Annotated in this window: 13 protein-coding genes; 6 read left to right on the forward strand and 7 right to left on the reverse strand. The window is 62.8% G+C overall.

Features of this window, described 5'->3' with window-relative positions:
* Nucleotides 1–87: 87 nt before the first annotated feature.
* Complete coding sequence (locus P6U29_RS19480; protein WP_407119032.1) at nt 88–348, reverse strand: hypothetical protein; 261 nt, start codon at nt 346–348, stop codon at nt 88–90.
* On the opposite strand from P6U29_RS19480, the gene P6U29_RS19485 reads away from it, so the two are divergent.
* Complete coding sequence (locus P6U29_RS19485) at nt 347–2,074, forward strand: IS1182 family transposase (RefSeq protein WP_407119033.1); 1,728 nt, start codon at nt 347–349, stop codon at nt 2,072–2,074. The two genes, P6U29_RS19480 and P6U29_RS19485, sit on opposite strands and share 2 nt — an antisense overlap.
* Nucleotides 2,038–2,406 (forward strand): hypothetical protein, encoded by a 369-nt coding sequence (locus P6U29_RS19490; protein ID WP_407119034.1) that lies wholly within the window; start codon nt 2,038–2,040, stop codon nt 2,404–2,406. Before P6U29_RS19485 ends, P6U29_RS19490 begins: the two co-directional genes overlap by 37 nt.
* Before the next feature lie 28 nt (nt 2,407–2,434).
* Here P6U29_RS19490 and P6U29_RS19495 read toward each other — a convergent pair whose 3' ends face one another.
* Nucleotides 2,435–3,058, reverse strand: coding sequence for a TetR/AcrR family transcriptional regulator (locus tag P6U29_RS19495; protein ID WP_407119035.1), 624 nt, complete (start codon nt 3,056–3,058; stop codon nt 2,435–2,437).
* Nucleotides 3,059–3,179: 121 nt separating this feature from the next.
* Between P6U29_RS19495 and P6U29_RS19500 the strand changes: the two genes are divergently transcribed.
* Nucleotides 3,180–4,154 (forward strand): alpha/beta fold hydrolase, encoded by a 975-nt coding sequence (locus P6U29_RS19500; RefSeq protein WP_407119036.1) that lies wholly within the window; start codon nt 3,180–3,182, stop codon nt 4,152–4,154.
* A 122-nt stretch (nt 4,155–4,276) separates the two neighbouring features.
* Here P6U29_RS19500 and P6U29_RS19505 read toward each other — a convergent pair whose 3' ends face one another.
* Entirely contained in the window at nt 4,277–4,516 is a 240-nt protein-coding gene (locus tag P6U29_RS19505; protein ID WP_407119037.1) for a hypothetical protein, read from the reverse strand.
* A gap of 408 nt (nt 4,517–4,924) precedes the next feature.
* Here P6U29_RS19505 and P6U29_RS19510 point away from each other — a divergent pair, with 408 nt between their 5' ends.
* The gene (locus P6U29_RS19510; protein WP_407119038.1) at nt 4,925–5,896 is read left to right on the forward strand and encodes an SDR family NAD(P)-dependent oxidoreductase; all 972 of its coding nucleotides are present in this window, start codon (nt 4,925–4,927) and stop codon (nt 5,894–5,896) included.
* 249 nt (nt 5,897–6,145) lie between these two features.
* Nucleotides 6,146–7,258 (forward strand): alpha/beta hydrolase family protein, encoded by a 1,113-nt coding sequence (locus P6U29_RS19515; protein WP_407119039.1) that lies wholly within the window; start codon nt 6,146–6,148, stop codon nt 7,256–7,258.
* 16 nt (nt 7,259–7,274) lie between these two features.
* Here the strand turns inward: P6U29_RS19515 and P6U29_RS19520 are convergent, their stop codons facing one another.
* Nucleotides 7,275–7,781, reverse strand: a complete 507-nt coding sequence (locus P6U29_RS19520) for a MarR family winged helix-turn-helix transcriptional regulator (RefSeq protein WP_407119040.1) — start codon at nt 7,779–7,781, stop codon at nt 7,275–7,277.
* Between the two features lie 408 nt (nt 7,782–8,189).
* Here P6U29_RS19520 and P6U29_RS19525 point away from each other — a divergent pair, with 408 nt between their 5' ends.
* Nucleotides 8,190–9,746, forward strand: coding sequence for a porin (locus P6U29_RS19525; protein WP_407119041.1), 1,557 nt, complete (start codon nt 8,190–8,192; stop codon nt 9,744–9,746).
* 275 nt (nt 9,747–10,021) lie between these two features.
* Here the strand turns inward: P6U29_RS19525 and P6U29_RS19530 are convergent, their stop codons facing one another.
* From P6U29_RS19530 to P6U29_RS19540, 3 genes are all read right to left on the reverse strand, one after another.
* Complete coding sequence (locus P6U29_RS19530; protein WP_407119042.1) at nt 10,022–10,501, reverse strand: GcrA family cell cycle regulator; 480 nt, start codon at nt 10,499–10,501, stop codon at nt 10,022–10,024.
* A gap of 74 nt (nt 10,502–10,575) precedes the next feature.
* Entirely contained in the window at nt 10,576–10,773 is a 198-nt protein-coding gene (locus tag P6U29_RS19535; RefSeq protein ID WP_024341172.1) for a hypothetical protein, read from the reverse strand.
* 200 nt (nt 10,774–10,973) lie between these two features.
* Complete coding sequence (locus tag P6U29_RS19540) at nt 10,974–11,915, reverse strand: acetamidase/formamidase family protein (protein WP_407119043.1); 942 nt, start codon at nt 11,913–11,915, stop codon at nt 10,974–10,976.
* Between the last annotated feature and the right edge of the window lie 132 nt (nt 11,916–12,047).

A 12,047-nucleotide genomic window follows, 5' to 3' on the forward strand; every position in this document is an offset into this window, starting at 1 on the left:
TAACGCACTGAAAATACAGGATATACCTCGTTTCGGTTTGTTTCCCTAACTGTCAAAAAATAGGCTGGGAGACTAGGGGTCGGAGGTTCAAATCCTCTCGCTCCGACCATTTTTCCAAAGCATCGGTTGGGTGGATTGACCGTCGGCGTGGGGCTTGCTCCCGCCCTTGGCGGATCGCGTGATTGGAGTGCTGGCGGCTTCAGCGGCCAGTGCATCGAAATTTCGAAAAACAACCCCATGCACAGTAGCGATGGCATTGATGGGATGATGTTTTTCCGAAGCGATTTGACGCGTCGAGACTGAGCAAGAACTCGGCATTTTGGTGAGTTGATGTACGATTCTGTTCATGACGAATCGCACATTCAAGACCGGCGAGAGCCGCGACCAGGCCAGCCTGCTTCCTGCTCGGATTGAGGACTATGTCGGACCGGACAACCCCGTCCGGGCGATTGAGAGCTTCGTTCGTGTCCTCGACCTTGCCAAGCTCGGCTTTCGCCATGCGGATCGCAAGGCTGAAGAGGTCGGCCAGCCGCCATACGATCCAGCCGATCTGCTGAAGCTCTACCTTTACGGCTACATCAACCAAATCAGGTCGTCGCGTCGGTTGGAGCGGGAGGCCGGCCGCAATCTGGAACTGATCTGGCTGCTGAGGAATCTGAAGCCGGGTTATCGGACGATCGGCAATTTCCGCAAAGAGAACTGGGCGGCGCTGAAGGCAGCCAACCGCAGCTTCGTGCTGCTGATGCGCGAGCTTGGTCTTGTCGGCGGCAGCGTTGTTGCAATTGACGGCTCGTTCTTCCATGGCGACGCCAGCAAGGCCAGCATCTTTACGCGCAAACGGCTTGCCGATCAGATCATCAAGCTGGACCAAGAGATCGAGGCTTACGGCAAGTGCCTTGAGGACAATGATGCCGCGGAAGCCAAGAAGCCGGGCAAGGATGGCCCCGATGGCGGCGGCGGAGGTGGCGGCGACATCGGTGCGAAGATCGCGGCGCTGCTGGCGAAGCGCTTGCGCGCACAAGGCGACCTTGCTCGGCTGGAAGAGAATGGCGCGACGCAGCTATCCCTGACTGATCCGGATGCCCGGCTTCTGGTCAAGAGCGGCCAGGGCGTCGCAGGCTACAATGTGCAGACCGCCGTCGATGACAAGCACAAGCTCATTGTCGCCAGCGAGGTGGTGAACGACAGCAGCGATGTCGGCCAGCTACATGCGATGGCCATGGCGGCAAAAGAGGCTCTCGAGGTCGGGGCCCTGCAGGCGCTGGCAGATGAGGGCTATTACAGCAGTCGCGAACTGAAGGCCTGTGAAGACGATGGCATCACGCCCTATGTGCCGGTGCCGGAGGGCAACGCCCGGCTCGAGAAGCAAGGCCGCTTTGCCCTCAAGGACTTCAACTATGATGGCGCAACCGACACCTACCGTTGTCCTGCCGGCCAACCGCTACATCCGATGAAGAGCAGGCAAAAGAACACCAGCGGCCGCATCGAGATCCGCTATGCGGCGCGCGGAGCGATCTGCAGGACCTGCCCGCTCAAGGTCCAGTGTCTCTCGTCGAACGCGGCCTACCGGACGATCGGTCGCTGGGAGCATGAAGGCGTTCTTGAACGTCATCGCGCGCGGATGCAGGGTGCAGGCGAGCTGATGCGCCGTCGTTTTGCCATCGTCGAGCATCCGTTTGGCACGCTCAAATGCCGCGCCGGCTATCGTCATTTCCTGGTCCGCGGCTTCGATAAGGTCCGCGGTGAGTGGAACCTGATGGCGCTCTGCTACAACTTTACCCGCGTGCTCAACATTCTTGGCTTAGACGTGTTTCTGGCCGCCCTCGCAAAGACGCTCGCTCCTGGCCGAGGCACCCTCGCAGCCCTCCTGCAGGGCATCCAGCTTGCTCCAGAGGCCTTCTGGATCAATCACCCGCCTCCGATCGCAATCGGTCGCCCACACCGGCCTGACTCCGCCAAAACGAGTAATTCTTGCTCAGTCTCGTCGGGCAAAACAGGAGCATTATGTCATCATGGCGGCCTGGTGGGATGGGGGGAATGTATCGGATCGCTCTGCTCTGTACGTTCGCGGTGACCGCCTCGCCTACCTTGGCCGGCGACCGGCCGAAAGATCAAGAAACTGATCGGCTGATGCAGGTCCTTCGTGATGAGATCGCGCGCGAGGATTGTCTGTGGCGCGAGAGCTTGGCGCGATTGTCCAATCAAACTTCAGACGAGCAGCAAAAGATTGCCGGACTCGTTGCCCATTTCTGCAGTCAGAAGAATAGAGAACGGATCGTGCAGGGCGCGACGTCGGAAGATCTCGTCAGGCATGAAGTCGCGCAATACGACCAATTGTGGGCGCAGGAGAGGGCGATCGCGATCGGGCGGCAGATTCGGGAGCTTCGAGAGCGCCGGATTCCCTAGGAGCTCGCCTGCTGAGCATTGACGCGACCTACCTCAAATACCCCACCACCATCCGCGTCGTCTCGTCCACCAGCGTCCGCACCGTCTTCTCCGACAGCATCTCGGCCGCATTCAGCACCGTGTTGTGCGCGATCGCCTCGATCGCGCTGACGCAGATGAACGTCGCTAACCCCGGGTCGATCTTGCGCATCTCCTTGCGGCGGCTTTCGAGATAGGCGCGCACGAGCGTGTGGACCTCGCGGTTGAAGGCTTCGACCTCGGCGAGCTGGCCGGTGCGCGGGATCTGCTCGGCGAGGACACGGTGCAGTTTCGGGTTGATGCGGTGGGCTTCGATCGCGACGGCGACGAGTTTTCGCACGGCCTTCTCGATCGGGAGGTCGGCGACCTCTGTGAGCGCTGTGCGGACGATGGCCATGATCTCCTCATTGTGACGCTCGATCACGGCGGCGACGAGCGCTTCCTTGCTTGGGAAGTATTGGTAGAGCGAGCCGACGCTGACGCCGGCGATTTCGGCGATACGGTTGGTGCTGGCTTTCTCAAAGCCTTCCTTGACCAGAATGCGAGCAGTTGCCTCGACCAGCGCGTCGACGGTGGCGCGGGATCGCTCCTGCGAGGCATTTTTCCGGGGTTTTGTGGGCGGTTTGCGGGCCACGGCCTTGTGATCTGAATGCGAGTAGGAAAAGCGAGTGAATGCTCACATTATACCGGCAAGTGGCGGCGGGTCGGCAAGCCTCTTTGTCGCCATTTCGAAAGAGCCAGATGGGGATGTGGCCATGAGCGTTGCCAGAATCGTGTCGGCCTTGCAGTTGTGCCCGGGCGGTTGCGTGTTCAGTCCACCGGCCCGGCGCGATCCAGCACCAAGCCTGCAAAGCCGCGCCTTCAACCTGCTGCTGCGCCTTCTTCCGTTCAAGAAGCAGCTTGCGTCGGCCGAAGCCGTTCAGGCACACGTGCAGAAGCTCGCATTGGAGCCGGCAACGTTCGAGCCGACGGGACTTGGCTGCGGCGTCGAGGCAACGCTGACGAAGATGGGCGGATGGCCGGTCTATTACACCACGCCGTCGTCAGGACACGAGGGCTGCAACTACGTCATGTTCCTGCATGGCGGCGGCTACATCAACGAGATCGTGCCGGGGCACTGGCGCTTTGTCGGCGAGATGACGCGCAAGGCGCGCGTCTCGTGCGTCGTGCCGATCTATCCGCTGGCGCCGCGCGCGACCGCCAAGGACGTCGTGCCGGCGACGGCCGAGCTGTTGCGCATGCTGCTGGAAGACGCAGGGGCAGCAAAGGTCACGGTGGTCGGCAATTCGGCCGGCGCAGGCCTCGCGCTCGCGGCCTGCCAGTGGCTGCGTGATCGCGGCCATCGGCAGCCGAGCCGGCTGGTGCTGATCTCGCCGGCGGCCGAAGCCTCGGTCAGCCGTCCTGAGCAGGTGGCGATCGCGGCGCGCGATCCAATCCAGGACATTCCGGGCATCATCGAGGCGGGGCGGCTCTATGCCGGCGCGCTCGATGTCGGCCATCCCTTCGTCAGCCCGCTCAACGGCGCCTTCCGCGCGCTCGCGCCGATGACGATCTTCGCAGGGACTCGCGATCTGCTCTACCCCGATAGCCTCGATCTGACGGAGCGGGCGAGGGCGGTGGGCGTGGCGGTCGAGCTGCATCTGCTCCGTGACCAGCCCCACAACTTCCCGTTGATGCCGACGCCGGAGGGACGACGCGCGCGTGCGATCATCTTGCGTGAGGTGGCCTAAGGGAGAAGGTGTGATCGTTGTCATGGAGCGCAGCAGCTTAATGAAGCTGGCGCTGTCGAGCCCATGCGGAGGGAGACCTGCGCCTCCGGGGCGTTTCCTCGAAGCCGTAGTTTTGCAGGACCTTAGGCGTGGCCCTTTATCTCGTAACGACCCGGCACGCATTTGTAACGCTCGAGGCGCCAATTGGCGTGATAGATCGGATGCTCGCCCATCCATTTCGCTAAGGGGGCTTGTGCGCCGACCGCGCACTGCATCATCGAAATCTCGGGCGTCATGTTGCTGTCGGTCACGATTTCCTCGACGCAACTGCCTGAGCTGGCTGCGCTAAGCCGGCAGAGCACGGCAACGACGGTCACGAACATTCCTGTCACCTCATCGGTTGTTTCTGACCACGAAGAGGATGCAAGCGGAGTGCCAGAGCCTGTGACACGCAAACAACACGCGGGCCTAGCCGACTCAACCCAGCGTCCATCACCCATTTGACGATTCGGATTGTAAAAAAATGCCCTTAACCCGGGCAAATACGGGTGGCGGGCAGTCATCCCCGATCTTTGGTGCAAGCCACCCGATGGTTTTTCACGAGGCGTGCCCCATGCGCTGAGCCGGCCGCGCGTCGCAGCGGCGGAATAGTTCGTCCGCCGAAATAACTGATATCGAACGACAGCGCGCCGCTTTTACCCGCGGATGTGGCGCTGCTACAGTTTTGCGCGCGCCGCGCTGCGCGGCGCTGTGACGAAAAAACATACCGACAAGGGGAGGGACCGAGTCCCATGAAGGATTTTGCTGGAAAGATCGCGGTCATCACCGGCGGCGGCACGGGAATGGGGCGCGAGCTCGCGCGGCAACTCGTAGCCGAGGGCTGCAACGTCGCGATGTGCGACGTCTCGGAAGCGGCGATGGCCGAGACCAAGCGGCTGTGTGAGGTCGAGAAGCTGCCGCAGGGCCTGCGCGTCACGACTCATGTCGCCGACGTTGCGATCGAGGATCATCTGAAGCGTTTTCGCGACGAGCTCGCCGAGCAGCAGAAGACGGACAAGATCCATCTCTTGTTCAACAATGCCGGCATCGGCGGCGGCGGCAGTCTGTTCACCAACACGCGCGAGCAGTGGGAGCGCACCTTCAACATCTGCTGGGGCGGCGTCTATCTCGGCGTGCGCACCTTCCTGCCGATGCTGGTCGCCGCGGACGAGGCCCACATCATCAACACCGCGAGCGTCAACGGCTTCTGGGCCTCGATCGGCATGAACCAGGCACACACCGCCTACAGCTCGGCCAAGTTCGCCGTGAAAGGATTTACCGAAGCGCTGATCAACGATCTTCGCCTGCATGCCCCGCACGTCAAATGTTCGGTGGTGATGCCCGGTCACATCGGCACCTCGATCGTCTCCAATTCGCGCAAGGTGCAGAGCGCGGACGGCTCGGAGCGGCTTAGCGACGACGAGGTGGCGCTGACCCGCAAGCGCATGGCCGCGGCCGGCGTGCCGGATGCCGACAAGATGTCGGACGAGGACATCCGGGCGGCCTTCGCCAAGCGTGCCCGCAGCTTCCTGGAGGATGCGCCGACGACGGCGGCGCAGGCGGCGAAGATCATTCTCGACGGCGTCAAGGCGGAACGCTGGCGCATTCTCGTCGGCGAGGACGCCAAACAGCTCGACGAGCGCGTGCGCGCCACGCCGGAGCAGGCTTACGACCGCGCCTTCTTCGAAAGTATCACGCAGGAGGTCGGCTGGCGGCTTGGTTGAGGCCGCCTCCGAGCGGGCGCAAATATAGGTATGATGATCATCATGGCAAGAGATGGGTAAGCAATTTTGCGTGCCACCTCTTGCCAATTTTCGCCTGCTCCATGATCAATCGGAATGTCACGCATGCGACATGACGATGTTCAAGCGATGGTGATCTGAAACCCCTCTCATCGAGCGCACGGCCGCTTGGTTGGCGAACTGAAATAGTTTAGTCAATGAGCGTAACGCGACGATAGAGCGTAGCTCCCGATGATTCCCGCATGCCTCTCCGACGACTGGACCCTTTGCCCGGAACGAGAGGACATTTCCGCTGAGTTCACGCGACTGCTCACCGCGGCCCAGGAGGGCGGCGCCACGATCGCGGAATGCCTGATGATCGCACGGCAGCTGAAGCGCGGCGACGACCGGTCCTGGCATCGCGAGTGGAAGAGGCTGGCGCGGGCCAACCGGCAGCGCGCCGAAGCCGCGTTTGCGGAGGGTCACCTGGCGAGCGCGCAGCGCAACTGGTTGCGCGCGATGAACTACTACGCTGCGGCGGCGATGCCGCTCGAGGCGGCCGACGAGCGCCGCTGGGTCGCGGTGCTGGCGACGCAGGAATGCGCCCGCCGCTATCTGTCTGCGCGCACGCCCCCCGGCGAAGTCGTGACGATCCCCTGGCTCGATGACCATCCGTTGCAGGGCTATTTCCTGCCTGTGCCCTCGGGTCGAGGGCCGGACCCGACCGTGATCTGCATCGGCGAGCCCGGACACCGCAAGGAAGAGTTTCTGTTCAAGCTGGCGCCGCATGCGCGCGAGCGTGGCTTTGCGATGCTGGCGCTGGACCTGTTCGGCGATCAGCGCGACGATTATCTCGACGTGCTGCTGCGGCGCCGGGATCTCGAAAGCGCAATTCCGGCGGTGATGGACTATCTGGAGACGCGCAGCGATGTCGATGTCGGCCGCATCGCCATCGTGGCCGATGGCTGGGGCTCGTCCTTCGTGGCGCGCGCGGTGTTGCAGGAGCCGCGACTGGCGGCGGCCGTTTGCGACGGGGGACTGTGGGACTTGCACGAGCGGGCCTTCTTCGCCAGCCGCTTTGCGATGAGCGACGTCAGCATCGTGCCGGTGCCCCACGCGCCGCTGATGGCCTCCAGCGCCGAATGTCCGGTGCTGATCACGCTGGGCGAGGACGGCTGGCTCAAGGCCGACCGCGCCCGCCAGATCGTGCAAACGTCGCGCCTTGGCAGCTCCGAGGTCATGCTCAAGGTGTTCACCGCCGGTGAAACCGGCGCCGCGCAGGCCCACGCGGACAATCCGAGCCTCGCCAACGAATACATCTTCGACTGGCTCGAATCCCGGCTCAGTTCGGCTCTGCGAATCTGAAGCGCTACGATCTCCCTTAAAAATCGAGGCTGAGGCGGACGCAGGCCTTCTCGAGGCGCGACTTCAACATCGCGAGCTTGGTGGTGAATTCGGTGAGCTCGTGCTCGTCGAACTCTTGGAAGACGAATTCCTTGATGGTCTTGTACTGCTCGTTGAGGCTCGCCAGGTGCTTCTGCGTCTTCTCGGTCAGGGACAGCCGCACCACCCTTGCGTCCGTCGGCGAGGGACGGCGGCGCAGCAGGCCTTTCTTCTCGAGCAGCTTGGATTGCGTGGTGACGAAGGACGGATCGACGTGCAGGAGCTTGGAGACGACGTTGACCGGGATGCCATCGTCCTTGTCGAGGTCGGAGATGGCCATCAGGATCAGCCATTGCGGGCCGCTGATGCCGAGCGTCCGCGCCCAGATCTGCCGCACCTCCTCCAGATACATGTTGATCGACGATATCTCCCAGGTGAAGCGCCTGATGATATCCAGGTTGCCGATCGAGCGCAGGCGCGCTCCCTCTTTCCTCGTCGCGGACACAGCGTCACTCCCGTGAACTGATCTTTCAGGCCGGTGATCGTGGGATGCCATAGTCCACGCAAGCCTGCCCTGACGCAAGTGCAGAGCAGGGTAATTTCGTCACTAAAATTACAAAGATGAGAAAGTCAGGCTATAGGCCCCGGCCGAAGTGTTGCGCCGCGGGCACAGGTTTAGTGAAACCAATAAGCTGAGCTAATAAACTATTTTGATTAGCGGAACAGGGCAGGCATATTGATGCGTGACGGTGGGGGGTACTCGATCGTCCCGTTGCAGGTGGTTCGCTCACGTCCCTCGCCTCGAATGCGGGTGTGGCCGAAAGCGCAAAGCGGCCGAGCGGATTTGAGAGATGGGGATCATGGGGGGCCTCACGGTCCGGTCTCCGTAAAATGAGCAACTTGGAGGTTTTAAATGAAAGTGGTGAAGAGCCTTTTGCTCGGCACTGCGGCGGGTCTGATCGCCGTCGGTGGAGCCCAGGCGGCCGATCTTCCGGTCAAGGCCAAGGCGGTCGAATACGTCAAGATCTGCACGCTGTACGGCGCCGGCTTCTACTACATCCCGGGCAGCGACACCTGCATCAAGCTGGGCGGCTATCTGCGTGCCGAAGTGGCGCTCAACGCCGGCGGCAATTACAGCGCCCAGTACAACGGCGTATTCGCGGCCAACAACCGCCTGACCAACTACTACTCGATGCGCGCTCGTGAAGATCTCAACATCGACACCCGCACCGCGACCGAGTACGGCGTCGTCCGTACCTATTTCGACGCGGTCTTCACCTGGACGACCGGCAACTATGGCGGCACCGGTTCGGCCACCGGCGCGACCCAGTACAGCGGCACGATCGGCCTCAACGCGGCCGGCACCGGCCTCACCGGCTCGAGCGGCGGCGCGGTCAATGGCACGGACGGCGGCATCTCCGGCGGCGCGCTCGGCGTCTACTACGCCTTCATCCAGTTCGCCGGTTTCACCATGGGTAAGGCGGTGTCGCAGTTCGACGCGCCCTGGATCAACTATCCCGGCAACAACTTCGACCAGCTGGTCGGCGGCAGCGGCACCACCAACGGCGTGGCGCAGTTCACCTACACGGCCGATTTCGGCCAGGGCATCACGGCTTCGTTCTCGGCGCAGGACCAGACGCAGGTCTTCCAGACCAACATCTGGAACACGGCCGGCATGTCGACCACGGGCGTGCTCGGCGGTGCCTACGGCTCGAACGACCTCGGCGGCAGCCGCTCGCCCGATCTCGTCGCGATGGTTCGCGTCGATCAGGCATGGGGTCTTTTCCAGGCATCGGTCGCCGCGCACGACAACCATGTCGCCTATTACGGCGCCACTGAAGCCACCGGTCATCCGGAAGACAAGTGGGGCTGGGCCGTCCAGCTCGCGTTGGGCATCAAGAACATCCCGACTGGCGCCGGCGACGTGATCAACATCTCGGGCGTCTACACCGAAGGTGCGAGCCGCTACAACTTCCAGGAGCTGGCCGCGACCAGCTACTCGATGTTCGGCAGCTCGAACGCGGCCTATCAGAGCATCGGCTTCGCCGGCGTGTCTGACGCGGTGTTCGGCCCGGGCGGGCAGCTCGAGCTGACCAAGACCTACGGCTTCCGGGGTGCCTACACCCACAACTGGAATCCGTACTGGAACACGGCGCTGTACGGCGCGTGGGCTGCGGTCAACTACAGCGGCACGGCGAAAGGCCTGATCTGCGGCAGCGCCGCGTTCGCCACCCTGACCGGCACCTGCAACCCGGACTTCAACATCGGCCAGGTCGGCGTCATCACCCGCTGGACGCCAGTGAAGAACCTGACCTTCTCGGCCGACTTCACCTACAGCCACCTCGACCAGAAGTATTCGGGCGTGATCACGACCGGAGCCCTGACGGGCGTCGCCAAGCCGGCGGCGACCTACGAGCTGAAGGACCAGGACACCTACAGCCTGCTGCTGCGCGCCCAGCGCAACTGGTAAGCCTTAGGTTTATCAAACTTTGATGAAGCCCCGGCGGGAAACCGCCGGGGCTTTTTCCGCAAAGAGGGCCGTTCAGAAAATCCGGTGGCCTTTTGCGGAAGGCGAAGACGAGCCATGCGATTCGATCGCCTCAGATTTATTTACTTACCTGAGTTACTAAGCTATATGACTCTCAGCCAAATACGAAAGTTGCGGCTCTTAGCTTCATGCTAAGCCTCCAGAAACCTCCGGTGATGCCCCGCCGGAGGTTTTTTGTTTTTGGAGATGCTGCAGTATCAGCCGCGTATCGCGCGAGCGCGCGCATACGACCGGTAGGCGAGGCGGCTGTGACCGGCGCAATAGGGCTGGCCGTCGGGCGTCGTGTTGCCGCAGAAGCAGAAATCGTCTTCGCCCGGCGTCGAGATCGGCCATCGGCAGCGGTTCTCGGCCAGCTCCAGCAGCGAGCAGCGATTGGCCTCGTCGATCGGGCCTGCGACCACCGGCGCGTCGGCCTCGCCATAGATCGTGGCGAGCATCTCGTATTGCAGCCGCGGGACCGCTCTCGGCGCGCGCGCCGGCGCAAAGCTTCTGTCCCGGACCTTGCGCTCCTCGGCCGTCCGGCCGCGCGTCAGATTCAGCCGCGACAACTTGCCGATCACGGCGTTGCGGCTGACGCCGATGTCGGCGGCGATCTCACTGCAGGAGAGGCCGGCCTCGAAGTGCCGCTTCAACAGTTCAATGCGTTCGTCGGTCCAGGTGGGCGAGAGAACAGGCATGTGTAACGATCCCAGGTTGCAGATGTCGGCCATCCGCCCACTCGAGATCCGTCCGCCTCACGTCCAGCGCGCGCTCACGTCCTGCCATTGTCGCGGATCGACAGAAGCCCGTCCTTGATGGCGAGACGGATGCCTTCCTCGATCAATGTCCGTGCGACGCCGGGAACGCTGGTGCCGTGGGTGCCCTGTCTCACCAGCTTCTCCAGATAGGCGATGGTCGAGAGCGCCAAGGTTACGGGAATGCGGTCAGTCTCGGCTTTTTCGGTGGCCATGGCCCGAACGCTAGCCTCTTACTCGGGTACATAAAAGTAACGATTAAGACTCTATTTAGGTTCGGGGGTGGAAGTCAAATCAGCGCCAAAGCAGCAGCCCACCTGGTTGAAATCGCTTGGGAATCGGACACGGCGCGGGGCGCCGCGGGGAAGACCGGGCGGGGGCTCGATGTCGGCAGGTCAGGGAAGCGCGCGGCGGCTCAGCCGTGCACGATCGTCTTTTCGATCATGCAATGGATGCCCTTGGCGCCGTTGACGGTCTGGGTCACCCTGAGGTCGGCGGCCAGGCTGCACAACGTGTAGGCATCCTCGCGCGACAGATTTCGCGTCTCGCCGAGCAGCGCGATCATGTCGCGCAGCGCACGCACCACGCATTGGTCGAGATCGGGGTCCATCGCCATGGTCATGTAGTGCGTCGGCGTCTCGGCGCGGGGGTAGTCGAGCCTGAGGTCCTTGCGCACCGTCAGGCGGAAGCGGCCTTGCAGCGCGGTCTCGATCGCGGTGACGCAGACCTCGCCGTCGCCCTGCACGCCGTGGCCGTCGCCGCAGGAGAACATCGCACCCGGAACGAACACCGGCAGATAGAGCGTCGCACCCGCACCGAGCTCCTTGTTGTCGAGATTGCCGCCCATCGCGCGCGGGATCAGCGATGAGATGCGGCCCCAGCTAGGTGGCGGCGACACGCCCATCACGCCGAAGAACGGCTTGAGCGGCAGGTCTAAACCCCACGGCATGCGGCCGACCATCCGCGTCCGGTCGAGCGGGATGTTGAGGATGCGCGTCTCATGGAAATCGTCAGGCAGGGTGCCGGCCAGCGGCTTGATCATGTTCCAGCCCCAGTCCTGCCGGAGCTGGACGTCGAGGATCTCGACCGCGAGCACGTTGCCGGGCTCGGCACCCTCGACTGCGATCGGGCCGGTGAGGATGTGGCCGGGCAGCATGCGCTCGTTTGTGGCATGAACCTGGTGCATCTCAGGCGGAATATGAAATGTGTCGCAATCGGGCAGCATGTCCGGTCCGCCGCTGATGGTGTCGACCGTCACCTCATCGCCGCTGGCAATGCTGAGGACGGGCTTGAGCGCGGCTTCGAAGAAGCCCCAATGACAGGTTTCGGGGCTGGAATGCAGGTGATGATGGGTCATGTGCCGCGTCCGGTCGGTTTCCTCGGCCGCGGGCTTGACCCGGCGATCGATCCTCTTTCATGAAGATTTCTGAAGATGGCGCGGCCGGTCAAGCCCCGTACAGACAGGTTAGATGATTTCAGCGAGGCTCCC

This window comes from Bradyrhizobium sp. LMG 9283 (genome assembly GCF_045571415.1).
Taxonomy (GTDB): Bacteria; Pseudomonadota; Alphaproteobacteria; order Rhizobiales; family Xanthobacteraceae; genus Bradyrhizobium.

What these genes read in the sequence shown, in the direction of transcription:
- P6U29_RS19485 (WP_407119033.1), top strand. Translation starts at nt 347, where the DNA reads ATGACGAATCGCACATTCAAGACCGGCGAGAGCCGCGACCAGGCCAGC.
- P6U29_RS19480 (WP_407119032.1), bottom strand. Translation starts at nt 348, where the DNA reads ATGAACAGAATCGTACATCAACTCACCAAAATGCCGAGTTCTTGCTCA.
- P6U29_RS19490 (WP_407119034.1), top strand. Translation starts at nt 2,038, where the DNA reads ATGTATCGGATCGCTCTGCTCTGTACGTTCGCGGTGACCGCCTCGCCT.
- P6U29_RS19500 (WP_407119036.1), top strand. Translation starts at nt 3,180, where the DNA reads ATGAGCGTTGCCAGAATCGTGTCGGCCTTGCAGTTGTGCCCGGGCGGT.
- P6U29_RS19505 (WP_407119037.1), bottom strand. Translation starts at nt 4,516, where the DNA reads ATGTTCGTGACCGTCGTTGCCGTGCTCTGCCGGCTTAGCGCAGCCAGC.
- P6U29_RS19510 (WP_407119038.1), top strand. Translation starts at nt 4,925, where the DNA reads ATGAAGGATTTTGCTGGAAAGATCGCGGTCATCACCGGCGGCGGCACG.
- P6U29_RS19515 (WP_407119039.1), top strand. Translation starts at nt 6,146, where the DNA reads ATGATTCCCGCATGCCTCTCCGACGACTGGACCCTTTGCCCGGAACGA.
- P6U29_RS19525 (WP_407119041.1), top strand. Translation starts at nt 8,190, where the DNA reads ATGAAAGTGGTGAAGAGCCTTTTGCTCGGCACTGCGGCGGGTCTGATC.
- P6U29_RS19530 (WP_407119042.1), bottom strand. Translation starts at nt 10,501, where the DNA reads ATGCCTGTTCTCTCGCCCACCTGGACCGACGAACGCATTGAACTGTTG.
- P6U29_RS19535 (WP_024341172.1), bottom strand. Translation starts at nt 10,773, where the DNA reads ATGGCCACCGAAAAAGCCGAGACTGACCGCATTCCCGTAACCTTGGCG.
- P6U29_RS19540 (WP_407119043.1), bottom strand. Translation starts at nt 11,915, where the DNA reads ATGACCCATCATCACCTGCATTCCAGCCCCGAAACCTGTCATTGGGGC.